Genomic DNA, 16,803 nt, shown 5'->3' with positions numbered 1-16,803 from the left:
CAGCATCGATCGGGTTCCGGCAATGAATCTCTTGCTCTATGCGCTTACCGTCGTGATCTGGGGAACCACCTGGATCGCCATCAAATGGCAGCTTGGCGTCGTGCCGGCGCCGGTTTCCATCGCCTGGCGCTTCGGGCTCGCGGCGCTCGTGATGTTTGCGCTGCTGCGCGCGATGCGCCGCCCGATCTGGCCGCCGCGCGCGGCATGGCGATATCTGGTGGGCCAGGGGCTGGCGCTCTTCTGCCTTAACTTCCTGTGCTTTTATTACGCCGAGGGCATCGTGCCGAGCGGTCTCGTCGCCGTGGTGTTCTCGACCGCGCCGCTGCTCAATTCCATCAACGGCCGCCTGTTCATGGGGCGGCCGCTGCAGCCTTCTGCGGTCGGCGGGGCCGTGCTCGGCCTGATCGGGATCGTTTGCCTGTTCATGCAACAGATGGCGGGCCATATCGGCGATCACACCGCCTGGCTCGGGCTCGCCGTCGCGTTTCTCGGCACGCAGTGTTTTTCGGCGGGCAATCTCTTGTCCAGCCGCATGCAATCGATGGGGCTGCATCCGTTTGTCACGAACGGTTGGGCCATGCTGATCGGCACCGCGGTGCTGGTGACCGGCAGTGCGTTCGCCGGTTTGCCGTTCCGGCCCGAACTGGATGCGCGCTACCTCGGCGCGCTTGCCTATCTCGTCATCGCAGGGTCGGTGATCGGATTTACCGCGTATCTGACGCTGGTTGGACGGATCGGACCCGAGCGCGCAGCCTATTGCACGGTTTTGTTTCCGATCGTCGCGCTCGCGATTTCGACCGTATTCGAAGGCTACCGCTGGTCATTGCTGGCCGTGGTTGGACTGGTGCTGATTCTGGCCGGCAATCTCGTTGCATTCGATCTGACACGCCGTATTTTCGCCCGGCGTGCGCCTGCCTGATTGGCGCGGTTGCCCGCATTGCATGGGTGTAATAGGATTCGGCCCGCCGCAACGTTTTGTTGCGGCGACTTTTCTTCAGGTGCCCGCAAGGGAGAATCGGGAAGGCGGTGCGATTCCGCCACGTGCCCAACGCTGTATGGAGGACGGGTAGAGCAAGATGCCACTGGCGTTAGCCGGGAAGGCGCTCTACACGGATGAATCCAAGTCAGAAGACCGGCCTGAAGAGCGAAAAAACGCTGCCAGGCCCGGCAGCCGAATCTTTTCCAAAAGGGGAATCCATGGAAAACCAAGCTGTCCGGCCCGATCACCAATTTTCCGAAGCAGAGCGCGCCGCAGTCTACCGGACCATTTTCAGCCGCCGTGACGTGCGCGGACAATTCCTGCCCGATGCTATCCCCGACGAGGTGTTAAGCCGGGTGCTGATGGCCGCACACCATGCGCCTTCGGTGGGCTTCATGCAGCCCTGGAATTTTCTGGTGGTTCGCTCGCAGGACGTCAAGCAGCGCGTCCATGACCTGTTCAAAAAGGCCAACGCAGAAGCTGCGCAGATGTTCGAGGGCGAAAAGCGCGAAGTCTACAGCCGCCTCAAACTCGAAGGCATCCTGGAGTCGCCCGTCAACCTGTGTATCACCTGTGATCGCAAACGTACCGGCCCGGTCGTGGTGGGACGCACCCATATCCGGACGATGGATCTCTATAGCAGCGTCTGCGCGGTGCAAAATCTGTGGCTGGCGGCGCGAGCCGAAGGACTGGGTGTGGGTTGGGTGAGCATCTTCAATCAGCGCGATGTGCAGGACGCCCTCCAGATCCCCCGCAATATCGCGCCGGTGGCCTACCTCTGTCTGGGCTACGTCAGCCACTTCTACGACAAGCCGGAGCTGGAAAGCGCAGGTTGGTTGCCCAGGCTGCCGATCGACGAGCTGGTGTACGTCGACCAGTGGGAACAACAGCCCAAAGCAGACGATCCGCTCGTCGACTGCTTGCGTCGGCAACAGACAACCATTCAGGAGAATGGTCTGAACGGGACGCTGTTTAGATAACTCTCCCATGCGGGCCACTCGCGCTTAACGAGTGGCCGCTTATCAATGGCCGCTTTCAGGATTGGCCATTGACTGTTCCAGGCCGGGCATTCGACATGCCGGCGCCAATCTCCAGACTCGATCCAGCGCCTGCTGAAACTCGGTCGAAACACCTTCGCGCACGAGATAAAACCCAAAACTATCAGGCACTTGTCTCTTTGCGGGATTGCGTGCACACAAAATAAGACAGGACCGGAAACGTGAAATACTGAGCTTCGCGCAGGGTGCGGGATCCGCCTGCTGGCCTGCTCCTTCGCTCCTGGAGGCGCCCGATGAAACGCCGTGAACTGTTGGCAGTGCTGGCCGCAAGCGCGATGGCCGAGGTTGCCGGCTGCGAAGCGCAGGAAACCCCGGCGAAGTACGTGAATGACATCGCGCTGCCCAAGCCCAAAGTCACCGGCCCGGTCTCTTTCGAGGAAGCCATCACGCGGCGCAGATCGGTGCGCACCTTCGGGCCAGCGCAGGTGCCGATCGAGTCCATCGCCCAGTTGCTGTGGGCCGGGCAGGGCATCACCAGCCCGGATGGCAAGCGCGCGGCTCCGTCGGCCGGCGCCTTGTACGCGCTGGAGCTCTACGCCGTGACGCCCACGGAGGTGATCCACTACCTGCCTCACGGCCACCGCGCCGAGACGCGGGCCACGCCCGACCTGCGCCCTCAACTGAGAGAACTTGCACTCGGGCAAGCGTCAGTCGGCGGCGCTCCGCTCGTGATCGCAGTGGCCGCCGACCCGAACCGGCTCGCCCCCAGGTACGGCGCCCGAGCCAACCGGTATGCAGACCTCGAGGTCGGGCACGCGGCACAGAACATGCTGCTTCAGGCCGCCGTACTTGGGCTTGTCGCCGTGCCCGTCGGCTCTTTCGACGCAGCTCGGGCAGCGCGGACACTCGCCCTGCCTCCCGGCCAGACGCCCGGCTATCTCATCCCGGTAGGTTTTCCGGCCTGATTTGCGAGCGGATTCCGGCTACGCTTTCGCAGGCGGAGCAATGGATCGCGGAGCAGCGCGCCGTGTGGGAAGCACGGTCTGACCGCATGGCCAATTTTGTCGAACGACTTCATCAAGAGGAGCAAACCCATGACACAACCCAAAGCCGAAAACGCTGATTCCCGCGACCTCGTCATCACCCGCGTGCTGCGCGCACCCCGGGCCGCGCTGTGGCGCGCGTGGTCGGAGCCGGACCTGCTCAGGCAGTGGTGGTGCCCCAGGCCGTGGACGACCGAAGTGAGCGCCTTCGACCTGCAACCGGGCGGGGCTTTCCATACCGTCATGCGGGGGCCGGATGGCAACACCAGCGATAACCCCGGCAGCTTCCTCGATGTCGTGCCGCAATCGCGCATCGTGTTCACGTCGATGCTCACGGCAGGCTGGCGTCCGGCCAAGCCGTGGCTCGGCTTCACGGCGATCATCACGATGGCCGACGAAGGCGCAGGAAGCCGCTACATTGCCCGGGTCATGCATCAGGACGATGCGGCGCGCGAGCAGCACGAAAAGCTGGGTTTTTTCGACGGCTGGAATACCGTGATCACTCAGCTCGACGAGTTCGCGAGCGCGCTGCGTTAACCTGCCTGACTCATCGGCGGATTGCTCCGCCGCATGCTCAGGAGGCTACCCGCGACGTCATTTAGTTGCGAGCGCACTGATGCGCTCGACGCGTTCGTAGAAGGTAGGCTCGTCGCGCTGGCGGAGGTCTGCGAGGTCGGACAGCACCTTGTCGAAGCGCGCGGCCTGAGCCTTGTCCTTGATCGCGTCGATTTGCGCCTTCATGCCGAGAAACGCCTCGATGGCCTTGTTCTTCTTTTCGTCTTCGGCAAGCGTGTCGATCAGGCACGCGAGCGCATCGGAGATGCGTCCCAGTTGCCGGCCATAACTGTCTTTGGTGACGACGGCCTGTTCGGTCGCCGGGTCGCTCGAATTGTTCTCGTTGACCACAAGGCCCGCGAAGGTCCACGGCAAGATCGACTGGTCGAGTGACCTCGGTACGGCGTAAAGCGCAAAGAACGGCCGCAGCGCGGCGAACCAGTAATTCATGGGCTGCGCGAGCCAGGTGCCGGTATCGGAGGGTAAGGGCATCGCATTCTCCTGGAAAACCAGATGAAAACGTCATTGACCGCGATAAATCGAGTCTTGCGGCGCTGCTTGCGGCACTGCCTGCGGCGGCTTCGGGGCCGCGAAACGCGCGAGTATCTTCTGCATGATGCTGCGCGCAAAGGTGCCGGCGGCGCCGGCGGTCGTCGGCGCCGCCGGTGTCTGGGCATCGGCCGCGCCAGCCGGGGGATTCTTTGACTGGATGAGGTCCTGAATGTGCTGGGTAACGGTCGTGCTGGCGCCCAGTGGCGCGAGGCTCTTTGCGGCGAGCGCGAACAGACCCTGCATGTGCGTCACGTCGCGCCCGTTCGCGGCCTGCAGTGTGGCGTCGTCGACGATGGGTGCGGGCACATCGATCGATAGCGGCCCGCGATTCGCGTCGAAGGGCGCATTGAGCGCTGCGGACAGATCGGGGGCGGCGGCCTCGCGCGCGGAAAGCGGCCCGGCAATGCCGAAGCAGTTGCGCACGGTCTTGAGGATCGACGTGTGGTCGTACGGCACGGGACCGTCCGCGCGCAACACGGTGCCCGCGGCGGTGTACGGCGAGACGACGACGGCGGGTACGCGCACGCCGAAGCGGTCGAACGTGAAGCGCTGCATCGGCCGTGGCGGTTCGGGCTGCGTCGCGGCGGGCGGGGGAACGTGATCGAAACAGCCGCCGTGTTCGTCGAACGTGACGATCAGCAGCGTGTTGTCCCAGTTGGGCGACGCACGCACCGCGTTATAGACGCGTGCGACGAGCGCATCGGCGAACGGCACGTGATGCGGCGGATGCATATCGTTCGGCAATTGCACCACATCCGGGTAATACCGCGGCTCGATGAAGGCGTAGGCCGGCAACTGGCCTGCCGCAGCGTCGCTGATGAATTCGTCGATCAACCTGAAATTCGCGAAATACGGCCACAGGCGCGAGAGCAGCGCGGTCTGCGGAAAATCGTGGAAATAGATCTTCCACGGCACGACGCCTTGCAGTTCGTTGAAGATCGTCTGCATCGGAAACGGGAAGCCGTCGAGCGTGTTGTTCTCATACCCGTTGGCGGTGCCCGCATGCACGAAAAACCGGTTGGGCCAGGTCTGGCACGGCGCCGACGCGAACCAGCGATCCGAGACGGCGAAGCTGCTCGCCAGTTCGCTCAGGACAGGCAGATCGTTGCGCGTGAAGCAGTGCATGACATCGGCGCCGTTGCCGCCGAGGTGGTTGTAATTGGCGACGAAGCCGCTCATCGACGGCACGCCGGTGATCGGCCCGTTGAAGAGTTGCGCGTTGATGTCGTCGAACGTTTCGCCCGGATCGGGGTTGGGGACCGTCGAACAGCCGGTGTCCCCGGGCGTGGGCCACGGTGCGATGCCGTCGTTGCCCGCGCAACCTGCGCCGTCGAGCCCGTCGAAATCGGGGCCTGCCGGGCGCAAGAAACCGAAGACGTTATCGAACGAACGGTTCTCCAGCATCAGGACAACGACATGCCGTATGGCGGACCAGTCAGTCATCTTGCCTCCTGCGGATTGCACGAGTCTTGCGATGCTGCGGCCCCGCCAGTCGGCTTGCGCCCGCGAAGCAGCTTCACGGATTATCCGCGCGAAGCTGTGCGCCGCCAATCGGCGTGTTGCCCGGCTGGAAAATCACGTGCTATTGCGCGCGGGTTGCGCTGCATTGTGCCCGGATGCGGCGCTGCCCGGCGCGTGGACGGCCACGCGCCGGGAAAACGCACGCCTTCAGCGCCGCCGCCGCATGAGCGGCCGAGCGGTCGACCGGTCAAGCGGTCGCGCACGGTCAAACGAGTCCGGTCGCGTAGTACACGGCGATCACGAAGAACACCGCGAGCGTTTTAATGACCGTGACCGCGAAGATGTCGCGATACGACTCGCGGTGCGTGAGGCCCGTCACGGCGAGCAGCGTGATGACGGCGCCGTTGTGCGGAAGCGTGTCCATGCCGCCGCTCGCCATTGCGACCACGCGGTGCAGCACTTCCATCGGAATGTGCGCGGCCTGCGCGCTCTTGATGAACTGGTCGGACATGGCCGCGAGCGCGATGCTCATGCCGCCCGATGCCGAGCCCGTGATACCCGCGAGTGAACTCACGGAAACTGCCGCATTGACGAGCGGATTCGGAATGCTCTTGAGCGCGTCGCTCACGACGATGAAACCCGGCAGCGCGGCGATCACGCCGCCGAAGCCGTATTCGGAGGCGGTATTCATCGAAGCGAGCAGCGCACCGGCCACGGCCGCCTTCGTGCCAGTCGCGAAGCGCGACTGCACGCGGCGGAACGCCGTGACCAGCACGAGTGCGATGCCGAGCAGCAGCGCGCCTTCTACGGACCAGATGCCGACAACCTGCTTGATGGTGGTCGTGACGGGCGCGTGAATGCCGGGCAGCACGTCGGGCGCGACGGTGAAGCTCTCGCCGTACCACACCGGAATCCAGCGCGTGAGCACGAAATTCGCGACGCCGACGAGCACGAGCGGCGCGATGGCGAGCAACGGATTCGGCAGGCTCTTCGTTTCGACGCGATCGGGCTCGTTCACGAGCGACGTGCCGTAGCCTTCGCCCTTCGCCATCGCGGTGCGGCGGCGCCATTCGAGGTACGTGAGACCCACGACGACGATAAAGAGCGAGCCGATGATGCCGAGCACGGGTGCTGCCCACGTGGTCGTCCTGAAGAAGCTCGTCGGGATGATGTTCTGGATCTGCGGCGTGCCGGGCAGCGAGTCCATCGTGAACGAGAACGCGCCGAGCGCGATGGCGCCGGGCATCAACCGCTTCGGGATGTTGCTCTGGCGATAGAGTTCGGCGGCGAACGGATAGACGGCGAACACCACGACGAAGAGCGACACGCCGCCATACGTGAGCAGCGCGCAAACCGCAACGATCACGGCATTCGCGCGCGAGCGGCCAATGTAGCGAATGGCGGCGTGGACGATCGACTCGGAAAAGCCTGAAAGTTCGATAACCTTACCGAAAACGGCGCCAAGCAGGAACACGGGAAAGTACAGCTTCACGAAGCCGACCATCTTGTCCATGAAAATGCCGGAGAACACAGGCGCGACGGCGGACGGACCGGTGAGCAGCACGGCCGCGAGGGCGGCGATGGGGGCGAAGAGGATCACGCTGTAGCCGCGATAAGCAGCGAGCATGAGGAACGCCAGGGCGGCGAGGACGATGACAAACGACATTGCGTTTCCTTCAATGATGATCGTGGTTCGGCAATCGTTGAGGCGTCGCGGCAATTCTACAGAATCGTCTGATGATTGCCGCGCCGGTTGACCGGCGCTATCGTTGGCCGTGCGAGGTCGTGCCAGGGCGTGCTGGCGGTGGGGAGGGCGACGGCGATGAAGTGGTTCGATTCGATTCGGGTGTTGCGCCGGGCGAAGCCGCCGCGCATGACGTGGATTGCGCGTGGCGCACGCGCGGCCGGTCTTGTGGCCGTTGCTGTGGCCGGTTTTGCGATGTGCCCCGGTGTGCATGCGCAGACGGCAACCGCCGCGCAGGCGCAGGTGAAGAACTGGTACAACGATCCGTTTTTCGCGCTGTCGAGCGCGGTGAGCGCATGTCCGGTGCCGCTCGGGCCGTTCATGACGCGGGCCGAGGCCGAAGACGATGCGCATTATCGTGTGGAGCGCGGCACGACCTGCTGGCTTGCGCACAAGTGCTCGAAGCCGAACTCGTATCTTTACGACGCGGATATCGCGGCCGCGGTTCGCCGGCAGTTCCAGGGCGACGCGTCGCTCGCGAACACGAGCCTCTGGATTACCGTGCAGCGGCGTTTTGTCTACGCGGAAGGATGCGCGCCCGCCTCATTCGATCGGGCTGCGTTGCAGCGCCGCCTCGAAGCGATCCCGGATGTCGAGCAGGTGTTTGTGCGCGTGGTCGCCGATCCGCACGGCGCGCTGCCTTACAAGACGCTGCCGCCGCCGAACTGAGTGTGCCCGCGCGCGCAGGGCGCATGCCGCGCCGCAGGTGCGCGGCATGGCACAATCGCACATCGAAGAATGAGAAAGTTCATTGGGGTGCTACATGAATCGTCCAGGTTTGTCGCTGTCCTTCCGCTTGTGCAGGCTGCCATTCGCGGCCCTCGCCTGCGCGCTGCTTGCCGCCTTGTCCGCGTGCAGCAGCAGCCCGCCGCTGTTTCTCTCCGATGGCCGCCCGACGGTCCAGGTGCAATGCCCGTCTGCAGGCGACCGCGACTCCTGCTCGCAGCAGGCGCGCGCGCAGTGCGGCGGCGCCTACGACACCATCGATACATCCACGAGCGGCTCCACCTTCAACCTCGTGTTCGCCTGCCGGGCCAAATAAGCCCGCGTCCCGCGCGGCTAGCCTGCGTGTGTCACGTGCGTCTGCTGCGTCCGGTGTACCGGCAGATTCAGCAGCAGGCGCAGCAGATCGGGCTGGCGGCGCGTCGCGGTCTTTTGGAACACCGACTGCAGTTGCTTGCGCACGGTATCGTGCTGCACGCCGACACGCGCCGCAATTTCCTTTTGTGTGAGCCCTTCCGCGAGCAGATGGGCGATACGGCATTCCGCGGGCGACAGATCGAATGCGTCGGCAAGGACCTGCTCGTCGACCGGCGGCGCGGAGCGCGGATGATAGAACGTGAGCGCGGCCACGGCGCACAGTTCGGCGACCGGGGCGTCGCCGTACGTCTGCACGTTATAGAACGCGTAGAGCACTTCCGGGCCGTTCGTATCGCCGGGCGCGACGATGCGCAGTGCGCGAAACCGCGTGGCGGCCTCCCGGGCACCGTTTGTCGCGCTGCGCAGCCGCGCTTCGGCGATGGCGATGTCTTCCAGCAAGCGTGCCTGCCAGGGGGCCGGGAGGGATAGCCGGTGCGCGCGCACGCGCACGAGCGGCGTCGCGTTCAGGAGCTGCTGCGCGCGTTCGTTGCCGTACAGCACTTCACCATGCGCATCGACGAGCATCGCGGGCGGACTCGCGCGATGCACGAGCGCGGATGCGTTCAGCGTGCTGCGTTGTGCGTGAAGACGCAGCGCGCGTATGAGGTGGGGCGTGAGCCGGTCGAGCAGCGCACGCGCGGCATCGGACAGCGGACCTTGCACCGCATCGCGCCGGCAGGCGAGCATGACGGTCAGCGACGAGCTGTCGATCAGCTTGCAAAGCGAAACGTGCCGATGTTCCGCGGCGAGAATGCGCGGCTCGAATACGGGAAGTCCGCTGGCATGATCGCTTTCGGCGGTGTCGCTGTAATGCAGCCATTTGCCGGGCGCAAACGCGCGCAGCCATTCAAGCCGTGGATCGTCGCGATAGAGCGGCCGGATCAGTTCGAGCGGCTCGCTCCGGGCGACATCGAAACCGTCACCATACGAGAAAATATTGCGGTGCCGGTCGAATGCAAACAAATGAACCGAGGTGGTTTCGGTCGATTTTAATAATCTTGTGCAAAATTCTTTCCAGAACGCAGAGTTGTCGATTGTTTCGTAAATGGCGTTCAGCAAACTGTCATATTGTGATTCGTTCGATTCCACCGCGGACTCATCGCTGAATATCGGCACCGCCTGTTGTCCGCAAAAATGCGCGGAGCATATTTTTCCACAAATGAGGAATGTACAGGTTCAATAGCCGTCGTTACTCTCGAGTGGGTTTGTCGTCGATGCGTCGTCAGGCTCGCAGACGTGGCGCCCAGCTTCAGTGCGGTAGCCAACGGACAACCGCGGATGGTCGGCGGATAAGCACAATCACGGGATTGGTTTTCTCAGGCATGCGCGACAGATTTTTGCCATGCGCGCGTGCCATTATCCGTAACGAATCCGGCATAAACGCCAATCGGGAAAAATGCCCGGACATCGCTTAAAAGAAGCAGCGCAAACCGAAAATACGTAGATGCGCCCGCGGGCGTGTCTTTAAATGGCTTGTCATAACCCGGGGGCAACAGTGAATCACCATCAACTGGAAAGGGATATCGAGCATCTGGAACATGTCATTGCACGACTTTCAGGGCAGGACCGCATTCCGCTTTCGTATTGGCGCGGGCGGCTCGAATCGGTGCTGTGCGCGAATCTGACGCCTTCGCAGACGGAGCGTGTGAAGCGGCTGCGCGATGCGCTCCACGCGCTTGAGACACGCGTGCGCGAAAGCATGCGCCGCCAGACGCTGCGATAGCGCAATGGATTGCTGTACTGAGGAAAAAAAAGACGCAATTCGGCACTCTTTGACGCCAGAATGGTCACAATGCTGTCGTGTGACCATTCTGGAGATCACTTCTCATGCCGAGCTACAAGCAATTGACCGCCCAACTGGAAAAGCTCCACAAGGAAGTTGCGGTGGCACGCGAAAAAGAAATTGCGCAGGCAATCGCCGAGATCAAGGAAAAAATTGCCGAGTACGACATCACGGCCGAAGAACTCGGCTTCTCGAGTCGCGCGGCTGCGCCGCGCAAGAAGCCGCTGCCGGCCCGCTACCGGAATCCGAAAACCGGTGAAACGTGGAGCGGCCGCGGCCGCGCGCCGGGCTGGCTCGCAGGCAAGAATCGCGACCGCTTCCTGATCCAGGATTAACCGGCAGGCCGCCACGAGCGATTGCGGGCCGGCAGCCTTCTTGCGCGGCACGGGCCGCGCGCTCCCGCAAAAGCTCACCACGGGTCGCGCACATCGCGTCACAGGGCGTTTGCGTGCATGCGTCGCATGCAGGATGTCGCCGCGGCGCCCATACGCGCGTATCGAACTCTTCATCGCACGCCGTAATGCCGTGTATCATTCGTCCGCGGCGCCGCTTTGCGCCGGTGTGAGCCATGATTCCCCGACCGTGCGTGCTATTCGTCGCGGCGCCGGATCCCACGCCGGCCCTGCGATGCCGTCCGGTAACCGGACCCGGGTGGCCGCCCACGCCGCCGCCTTTGCAGCAACCCATGCCCGCGCGGCCCGGTTGCCCGAATTTCATCTGTGATACCCAGCTCGATGTCAGTTTCCGAACTCAAACGCCGCCGCACGTTCGCGGTCATTTCTCACCCGGACGCGGGTAAAACCACGCTCACCGAAAAGCTGCTGCTGTTTTCGGGCGCGATTCAGATCGCGGGCACGGTGAAAGGCCGCAAGAGCAATCGCTATGCGACGTCCGACTGGATGGAGATCGAAAAGCAACGCGGCATTTCTGTCGCGAGTTCGGTCATGCAGTTCGAGTACGGCGATGCCGTCATCAATCTACTCGACACGCCGGGCCACGAGGACTTTTCGGAAGACACGTACCGCGTGCTGACCGCCGTGGACGCCGCCGTGATGGTGATCGACGGCGCGAACGGCGTGGAAGCGCAGACGCTCAAGCTGCTCGAAGTCTGCCGCAGCCGCAAGACGCCGATTCTCACGTTCATCAACAAACTCGACCGCGAAGTGCGCGAGCCGCTCGACCTGCTCGACGAAATCGAGCAGCACCTCGGCGTGGCCGCCGTGCCGTTCACCTGGCCTATCGGTATGGGCAAGGAGTTCCAGGGCGTCTACGACATTCAGCGCGACCAGGTGCGCGTGTTCCGCGCGGGCGAGGAAACGCTCGGCGGCGCGGTCGAAACGCTGCAGGCTCTCGACTTCGAAGAGGGCGAGCGCCGCTTCGGCTATCACTGGAAGCGCGCCAAGGAAGAGGTCGAGCTGATTACGGGCGCGACGCCCACGTTCGATCGCGACGCGTTCCTCGCAGGCGAGCAGTCGCCGGTGCTGTTCGGTTCGGCGATCAACAACTTCGGCGTGAAAGAAATTCTCGATGCGCTCGTCGATCTCGCGCCGCCGCCGTCCGCCCGTATGACCGTGCAGCGCCCGGTCGAGCCTGACGAGCCGAAGTTCACGGGCGTCGTGTTCAAGGTGCAGGCAAACATGGACCTCGCGCACCGCGACCGCGTGGCGTTTATCCGCGTGTGCTCGGGCCGCTTCGAGCGCGGCATGCAACTGAAGATCACGCGCAACAACAAGACGTTCCGCGCGAACAACGTTGTGAGCTTTCTCTCGCAGCGCCGCGAAACCGTGGCCGAAGCGTACCCTGGCGATATCATCGGTATTCCTAATCACGGCGCGCTGAGCCTCGGCGATACGCTGACCGAAGGCGAGGATCTTCAATTCACGGGTCTTCCGTTCTTCGCACCGGAAATTTTCCAGACCATCGAAGTGGTCGATCCGATGCGTGCGAAACAATTGGGCGAAGCGCTCAAGCAGCTCGGCGAAGAAGGCGCGATTCAGGTGTTCCGCCCGTTGCATGGGGGCTCGATGATTCTGGGCGCCGTCGGCCAGCTGCAGTTCGAAGTGGTGTCGCACCGCCTGTCCGCCGAATACAAGGTGGATGTGCGCATCATGCCCGCACGCTACCGTCTTTCTCGCTGGGTTACCTGCGACGACTCCGCCGAGCTGCGCCGCTTCACCGATGCCTACGCGGCCCGTATGGCCTACGACGCATCGAACGCGCCGACTTACCTTGCTTCGCACGTTTCCGAAATCGAAGTCGCGCAGAAGGCCTGGCCGAAGATCGTGTTCAACGAGTTGCGCGAGCACTCGGGCGCACCGTTCCGCAAGGGCTTGTAGTCGCCCGTTTTCGCCTCACGGATGCGTTGTCATTCTTGAGGCGAAGTCGTGTTGAATTCGGATCGGGTTGACGCCGCTCGATCCGGATTTACTGAATGGAAATGATGAGCCAGGGGAACCTGGCTTTTTTTTCATCTGTTCCAGGCGTCTGTCGATATTCAGTAGCGCTGATTCAGAAGAGCGCTGTGAAGCGCCTCATCCTCAAGCTAGATCGCAAGGGCGGCTCGCGTACGTGCCGAATTTTCCGTCCGCGTGCCTTTGCGTGCCTATTGCGTGTCTATCACGTGTCTATAGCGTGCCCCGAAACGCGGGGCACTTCACGCAGGCGACATGCAGCCTCGCGTTACTTCACGGTCACCGTTCCCGTCATTCCGGCTTCGTAATGTCCCGGCTGGAGGCAGGCGAACTCGAACTTTTCCGCCCTGGTGAACTTCCACACCAGCTTGCCGCTGTGTCCCGCGTCCACGGTGATCGCGTTGGCGTCGTGATGCACCATATCCGGCATGGCACGCATCATCTGTGCGTGCTCCGTCAATTCTCCGGCAGTGCCCAGCATCATTTCGCGGCGAAGCACGCCCCCATTCCCGATCACGAACCGGATTGTTTCGCCTCTCTTGAGGAGATGTCGGCCGGGCTGAAGTGCAGGGTATCCAGCATGGTTACCGCGTTCGTGCGGGACACCTCATTCGGATCGCCGGCCTTGCCCACGGCTGACGCTTCGCCATGGCCGTGCGCCATGACTGCGGTACTGGCGAATGCGAGCGAGACAATGCATCTGGATGCTTGCCGTCTTCACGATGATTCTCCGGTGCGGGGCAAGCATGGTGCAGCCCCGGGTGATCTCGTGTGCAAACAGGCAGGGCCTGTATCGCGATTATTCGTGTGCCGCCAGGTGTCGAATCGTCGCACGACACAGCGGAATACGCCAGGCACAACCGTTGCAGTCCGGACAGTGACCGGCAGCCGCATAGAGCTCCGCCAAGAGCGCGGCCGACATCCCGAGGCGCATGAGCCTGAATAGCGCGCCAAGCCGCACCACGCCGCTGGATTCGCTCCAGCCAGTCTTCTTGTTGCGGCATACATGCGTGGCCGTCCTGGCGCGTGCAACCGCCATCGGTGTGTTCACAACCGATCAATTCCAGATGCAGTTCGCCAGACCCGGGCAGAAGAGTTCGAACAACGACAGTGCTCAACAGTAATTGATTTGAAAGAAAACCGGGCTGTACATTGCAATTCCCAAACAGACATCGACTCAAATTCGCCGGGCAAACTGCCGCATCCAGGGCGTACGAGAGAATCGCTCAACGGTAAGTCGTGCGTCACCTCATGGGGCTAATACCGTTGAAAATATGAAGATTTTGTGGCGCTGATCCAATATGGCCGGATTGAATAGAAGCGATTCGCGTGCGTACTTTACACAGCTTTTTCGGGGCATAAAGCCGCAGACTCTGCAGGGTATGTCGATAACGTGATGGGGAGCCGGATTGAAATCGAACAGCCGTGCTTGAGAATTGGCCAAATTGCGTTGGGCAGTTTTCAGTTGCGCAAGTGGATCAAATAGGAGTAGAGGCTGCCCGCGATTATTACTTAAGATTTCTTAAGGCGTATCGATTGTCCGCCGATTTAACTTAAGGTTTCTTAAGAATTAGAGTGTGCTGCGAGAAAACTGACAGCGGCGCCATTTTCGATCGGCCGGGCTTCAAGATGGTAATTGCGTCATTCGCCAGAAACCGGACTACGCTGAAGTGCTGTGTGGAAATTACCCCGAGAAGAGCGAGTCATGTAACACGCCGTAATATTTCGCTCAAACTCTCCATATGTCGAGTTGCCTATGCAACTCCTTCGCCATCGTGTGCTTGAATTCGCGTCATTCACTCCCGCCATCGGAGTGCCATTTGGTTTGCAAATCCGGTGGATATGAAACCATTTGCCATTCCACGCGACGTGCGAAGATTTTTTTTCGCTCGACGCGATCAACTCTCGATGACGGCCAACTCATGAACGCAATGCACTAGTGGGCGAACCGGCGGAGCGCAGGCAATGAGACGTGCCAGTGTGCCTTGTTCAATCGATATGTCCGCCAAAGAATATCGGTCGAGAACGTCCATGTACACGCGCAAAGCCTGCTCCAGCACGCCTCGCAGGCCGCAGGCCGCCGTGATCGCGCATTTGTTGTCGCCCGCGCTGAAGCATTCGACGATGCAGAAATCCGGCTCGGTCGTGCGAACGACGGCGCCAATGGTTATTTCGTTTGCCGGCCGGCCCAGACGCATTCCGCCCATCCGGCCTCTGGTCGTGCTCAGATAACCAGCGCGCGCAAGCGTGTGAACGATCTTTCCGACGTGCCCTCGTGCAATGGAAAGCGAGTCGGATATCTCTTGAATGGTGGTGAGTTCGTCGTTGCGCTCCGCAACATAGATCAGGACCCGCAGGCTGTAATCGGTAAAATCAGTAAGTCTCATAAGTCACCATATGACTGTGTGATAGCCGCAACCGTTTTTGAATCTTCTAACAAATAGTGAGCTGAATCTATCGTTTTTCCACTCATCTATTCGCTGTGATTGACGTTATACATTGCAACGGCTTTCAAGAATCATCCGATCTGCGTGACTTGACGTCACACCCAATTGCGACACGGGTCCACATCGTTCATCCTGTAACAAACATATAGCGCCTATATCGCCCGAGTCTGAAAGACGGACCTCCCTTTCGCTTAATGTGCCTGTCACGACGCCCGTCTATAGCGATATAAAAAACATGCATTTCATAAGAAGGTTAGTTCTATCACGATTTGATGTTTATTCGCTGTCGATGGGTAATTGGGGAAGCGAACAAATGATGACTTTTCGCGATGTCATTTACAGCCAACACCTCTCTGATTCGCCATTGATAGAGCGCAACCAGGAATGAACTTGGTGTAACGAACGTAGGGATAAATATTGTTAGCTACGTTGCAGGTGTGGATCATTGCAGGCGTTCGTTGAGGTAGCGGGTTGCATTGAACTTACTTAATAAACGTAAGTTAATTGAAAGGCGTCTTGAGGCGGATCCGCAGGGTCAATAAAGACAAACCTGTGGATAGCAACATGACATCGACGAGGGTGTTGGTTCGTATCAATCGAAGGAGCAAGTCGTGAGAGCAATTTCTACCGTTTCACTCGCTGTCGCCACACTGGCCGCAGGAATGTTGTTTGTATCGGGTTCGGCATCGGCAGCCGATGCTGACGCCGCCAAGGCACTCGCCCGCCAGAACAACTGCTTCCGTTGCCATGCCATTCAGAAGGACAAGGATGGTCCGGCATGGGCGAAGGTTGCGCAGAAGTACAAGGGCAATCCCGATGCAGAGGCCAAGCTGATTCACCACGTCACGTCCGGTGAAAAGGCGAAGTTCCCGGATGGTCACGAAGAGAACCACAAGATCATCGAAACGGATCCGCCGAAGGACATGGCACAAATCAAGAATCTGATCGACTGGATCCTCTCGCTTCAATAGCGGCTGGAGTACCCGGGTTGTCCGGGTAGCTTCCCTATAAAAATTCTTGAAACTGTCCTCCGCGCTGCGTCTGCCCTTAGTGGTACTAAACGCAGGCGAAGCACGGCGGACACGTGGGATGACGTGCAGACATGAAATCAAAAAATTGGTGGAAAGGGGTATTTTGCGGCGTGATGCTGGCCTTAGGGCTGGTGTCCGCTAGCCATGCGGAGGACTCCCCGTCGGGGAGTCTCACGCGTCAGCAGCGTGACGCGGTCTGCACGAAATGCCACGACGAATCTGAAAAGAAACCGATCCTCTCGATCTACCAGACGCCCCATGGCGCGATTGGCGATTCGAGGACCCCGGCTTGCCAGGACTGCCACGGCGAAAGCCAGAACCACCTGAGCGGCAAGACCGAAGGCGGTCATCGCCTGCCGCCCGATCGCGTGTTCGGCAGCAAGCACTCGCCCGCCGGCTATACGCCGATCAGCCCGCAGGCGCAGTCCGAAGCGTGCCTCGTCTGCCACAAGGCAGGTCTGCGCATGCATTGGCCGGGTAGCCAGCACCAGGCAAACGACGTCGCCTGCACCAGCTGCCACGTGGTTCACAACCCGACTGACCCTGTGCGTATCAAGGAAGAGCAGCCGACCGTCTGCTTCAAGTGCCACCGTGAAAAGCGTGCCGAAATCAACAAGATTTCCGCGCACCCGATCGCCGTGGGCAAGATGGCCTGTTCC

Annotated in this window: 18 protein-coding genes, 1 pseudogene and 1 riboswitch; of the genes and pseudogenes, 13 read left to right on the top strand and 6 right to left on the bottom strand. The window is 61.4% G+C overall.

The features are described from left to right. Positions 1-22 precede the first annotated feature (22 nt). The 5 genes and pseudogenes from Q0L30_RS19425 to Q0L30_RS19405 all read left to right on the top strand — a co-directional run bounded on the left by Q0L30_RS19425 (position 23) and on the right by Q0L30_RS19405 (position 3,557). A complete protein-coding gene (locus Q0L30_RS19425) occupies positions 23-919 on the top strand; it encodes an EamA family transporter (RefSeq protein ID WP_296659938.1) in 897 nt (298 codons plus the stop codon). A gap of 60 nt (positions 920-979) precedes the next feature. Beyond that, positions 980-1,156: riboswitch (cobalamin riboswitch) on the top strand. Then, on the top strand, positions 1,114-1,959 hold the full coding sequence (bluB, locus tag Q0L30_RS19420; protein WP_296659934.1) for a 5,6-dimethylbenzimidazole synthase: 846 nt from the start codon (positions 1,114-1,116) through the stop codon (positions 1,957-1,959). (Overlaps the previous riboswitch by 43 nt.) 311 nt (positions 1,960-2,270) lie before the next feature. Then, positions 2,271-2,942: a SagB/ThcOx family dehydrogenase gene (locus Q0L30_RS19415; protein WP_296659931.1), complete on the top strand. Its 672-nt coding sequence runs from the start codon at positions 2,271-2,273 to the stop codon at positions 2,940-2,942. A 23-nt stretch (positions 2,943-2,965) separates the two neighbouring features. Continuing rightward, a pseudogene (locus Q0L30_RS19410) lies at positions 2,966-3,100 on the top strand (transcriptional regulator); the annotation flags it as partial. Continuing rightward, positions 3,072-3,557, top strand: a complete 486-nt coding sequence (locus tag Q0L30_RS19405) for an SRPBCC family protein (RefSeq protein ID WP_296659929.1) — start codon at positions 3,072-3,074, stop codon at positions 3,555-3,557. The pseudogene Q0L30_RS19410 and the gene Q0L30_RS19405, both read left to right, overlap by 29 nt. Positions 3,558-3,614: 57 nt before the next feature. Here Q0L30_RS19405 and Q0L30_RS19400 read toward each other — a convergent pair whose 3' ends face one another. The 3 genes from Q0L30_RS19400 to Q0L30_RS19390 all read right to left on the bottom strand — a co-directional run bounded on the left by Q0L30_RS19400 (position 3,615) and on the right by Q0L30_RS19390 (position 7,254). After that, positions 3,615-4,067 (bottom strand): hypothetical protein, encoded by a 453-nt coding sequence (locus tag Q0L30_RS19400; protein ID WP_296659926.1) that lies wholly within the window; start codon positions 4,065-4,067, stop codon positions 3,615-3,617. A 30-nt stretch (positions 4,068-4,097) separates the two neighbouring features. Beyond that, on the bottom strand, positions 4,098-5,570 hold the full coding sequence (locus Q0L30_RS19395) for an alkaline phosphatase family protein (RefSeq protein ID WP_296659924.1): 1,473 nt from the start codon (positions 5,568-5,570) through the stop codon (positions 4,098-4,100). Between the two features lie 283 nt (positions 5,571-5,853). Further along, positions 5,854-7,254, bottom strand: coding sequence for a GntP family permease (locus Q0L30_RS19390; protein WP_296659921.1), 1,401 nt, complete (start codon positions 7,252-7,254; stop codon positions 5,854-5,856). Between the two features lie 273 nt (positions 7,255-7,527). Here Q0L30_RS19390 and Q0L30_RS19385 point away from each other — a divergent pair, with 273 nt between their 5' ends. Together Q0L30_RS19385 and Q0L30_RS19380 are read left to right on the top strand one after the other, a co-directional pair. After that, positions 7,528-8,001, top strand: coding sequence for a BON domain-containing protein (locus tag Q0L30_RS19385; protein ID WP_296660004.1), 474 nt, complete (start codon positions 7,528-7,530; stop codon positions 7,999-8,001). A gap of 94 nt (positions 8,002-8,095) precedes the next feature. Beyond that, positions 8,096-8,374, top strand: coding sequence for a hypothetical protein (locus tag Q0L30_RS19380; protein WP_296659919.1), 279 nt, complete (start codon positions 8,096-8,098; stop codon positions 8,372-8,374). Between the two features lie 17 nt (positions 8,375-8,391). Here the strand turns inward: Q0L30_RS19380 and Q0L30_RS19375 are convergent, their stop codons facing one another. Beyond that, the gene (locus Q0L30_RS19375) at positions 8,392-9,435 is read right to left on the bottom strand and encodes a LuxR C-terminal-related transcriptional regulator (RefSeq protein ID WP_296659916.1); all 1,044 of its coding nucleotides are present in this window, start codon (positions 9,433-9,435) and stop codon (positions 8,392-8,394) included. A gap of 532 nt (positions 9,436-9,967) precedes the next feature. Between Q0L30_RS19375 and Q0L30_RS19370 the strand changes: the two genes are divergently transcribed. From Q0L30_RS19370 to Q0L30_RS19360, 3 genes are all read left to right on the top strand, one after another. Next, on the top strand, positions 9,968-10,195 hold the full coding sequence (locus tag Q0L30_RS19370; protein WP_296659915.1) for a hypothetical protein: 228 nt from the start codon (positions 9,968-9,970) through the stop codon (positions 10,193-10,195). 104 nt (positions 10,196-10,299) lie between these two features. Continuing rightward, the gene (locus tag Q0L30_RS19365) at positions 10,300-10,590 is read left to right on the top strand and encodes an H-NS histone family protein (protein WP_296659913.1); all 291 of its coding nucleotides are present in this window, start codon (positions 10,300-10,302) and stop codon (positions 10,588-10,590) included. A 399-nt stretch (positions 10,591-10,989) separates the two neighbouring features. Continuing rightward, positions 10,990-12,591, top strand: a complete 1,602-nt coding sequence (locus Q0L30_RS19360; protein WP_293033265.1) for a peptide chain release factor 3 — start codon at positions 10,990-10,992, stop codon at positions 12,589-12,591. 343 nt (positions 12,592-12,934) lie between these two features. On the opposite strand, the gene Q0L30_RS19355 is transcribed toward Q0L30_RS19360, so the two are convergent. After that, positions 12,935-13,165 (bottom strand): plastocyanin/azurin family copper-binding protein, encoded by a 231-nt coding sequence (locus tag Q0L30_RS19355; protein WP_296659909.1) that lies wholly within the window; start codon positions 13,163-13,165, stop codon positions 12,935-12,937. A gap of 433 nt (positions 13,166-13,598) precedes the next feature. Here Q0L30_RS19355 and Q0L30_RS19350 point away from each other — a divergent pair, with 433 nt between their 5' ends. Further along, positions 13,599-13,790 (top strand): hypothetical protein, encoded by a 192-nt coding sequence (locus Q0L30_RS19350; protein ID WP_296659906.1) that lies wholly within the window; start codon positions 13,599-13,601, stop codon positions 13,788-13,790. 774 nt (positions 13,791-14,564) lie between these two features. Here the strand turns inward: Q0L30_RS19350 and Q0L30_RS19345 are convergent. Continuing rightward, positions 14,565-15,053, bottom strand: a complete 489-nt coding sequence (locus Q0L30_RS19345; protein WP_296659904.1) for an Rrf2 family transcriptional regulator — start codon at positions 15,051-15,053, stop codon at positions 14,565-14,567. Between the two features lie 671 nt (positions 15,054-15,724). On the opposite strand from Q0L30_RS19345, the gene Q0L30_RS19340 reads away from it, so the two are divergent. Both Q0L30_RS19340 and Q0L30_RS19335 read left to right on the top strand, forming a co-directional pair. Then, entirely contained in the window at positions 15,725-16,084 is a 360-nt protein-coding gene (locus Q0L30_RS19340) for a c-type cytochrome (protein WP_296659901.1), read from the top strand. Positions 16,085-16,215: 131 nt separating this feature from the next. Beyond that, the coding region (locus Q0L30_RS19335) for a cytochrome c3 family protein (RefSeq protein ID WP_296659899.1) at positions 16,216-16,803 on the top strand (588 nt) is incomplete at its 3' end.

It is taken from the genome of Paraburkholderia sp., from assembly GCF_024281035.1.
Lineage (GTDB): Bacteria > Pseudomonadota > Gammaproteobacteria > Burkholderiales > Burkholderiaceae > Paraburkholderia.
The sequence above is the reverse complement of the archived record's forward strand: the minus strand, read 5'-3'. Positions and strand labels throughout refer to the sequence as shown.

Bases quoted from the DNA above. Each gene is read 5' to 3' on its own strand.
- bluB (WP_296659934.1), top strand. From the start codon at position 1,114: ATGAATCCAAGTCAGAAGACCGGCCTGAAGAGCGAAAAAACGCTGCCA.
- Q0L30_RS19390 (WP_296659921.1), bottom strand. From the start codon at position 7,254: ATGTCGTTTGTCATCGTCCTCGCCGCCCTGGCGTTCCTCATGCTCGCT.
- Q0L30_RS19400 (WP_296659926.1), bottom strand. From the start codon at position 4,067: ATGCCCTTACCCTCCGATACCGGCACCTGGCTCGCGCAGCCCATGAAT.
- Q0L30_RS19345 (WP_296659904.1), bottom strand. From the start codon at position 15,053: ATGAGACTTACTGATTTTACCGATTACAGCCTGCGGGTCCTGATCTAT.
- Q0L30_RS19380 (WP_296659919.1), top strand. From the start codon at position 8,096: ATGAATCGTCCAGGTTTGTCGCTGTCCTTCCGCTTGTGCAGGCTGCCA.
- Q0L30_RS19350 (WP_296659906.1), top strand. From the start codon at position 13,599: ATGAGCCTGAATAGCGCGCCAAGCCGCACCACGCCGCTGGATTCGCTC.
- Q0L30_RS19415 (WP_296659931.1), top strand. From the start codon at position 2,271: ATGAAACGCCGTGAACTGTTGGCAGTGCTGGCCGCAAGCGCGATGGCC.
- Q0L30_RS19395 (WP_296659924.1), bottom strand. From the start codon at position 5,570: ATGACTGACTGGTCCGCCATACGGCATGTCGTTGTCCTGATGCTGGAG.
- Q0L30_RS19365 (WP_296659913.1), top strand. From the start codon at position 10,300: ATGCCGAGCTACAAGCAATTGACCGCCCAACTGGAAAAGCTCCACAAG.
- Q0L30_RS19425 (WP_296659938.1), top strand. From the start codon at position 23: ATGAATCTCTTGCTCTATGCGCTTACCGTCGTGATCTGGGGAACCACC.
- Q0L30_RS19360 (WP_293033265.1), top strand. From the start codon at position 10,990: ATGTCAGTTTCCGAACTCAAACGCCGCCGCACGTTCGCGGTCATTTCT.
- Q0L30_RS19405 (WP_296659929.1), top strand. From the start codon at position 3,072: ATGACACAACCCAAAGCCGAAAACGCTGATTCCCGCGACCTCGTCATC.
- Q0L30_RS19385 (WP_296660004.1), top strand. From the start codon at position 7,528: ATGTGCCCCGGTGTGCATGCGCAGACGGCAACCGCCGCGCAGGCGCAG.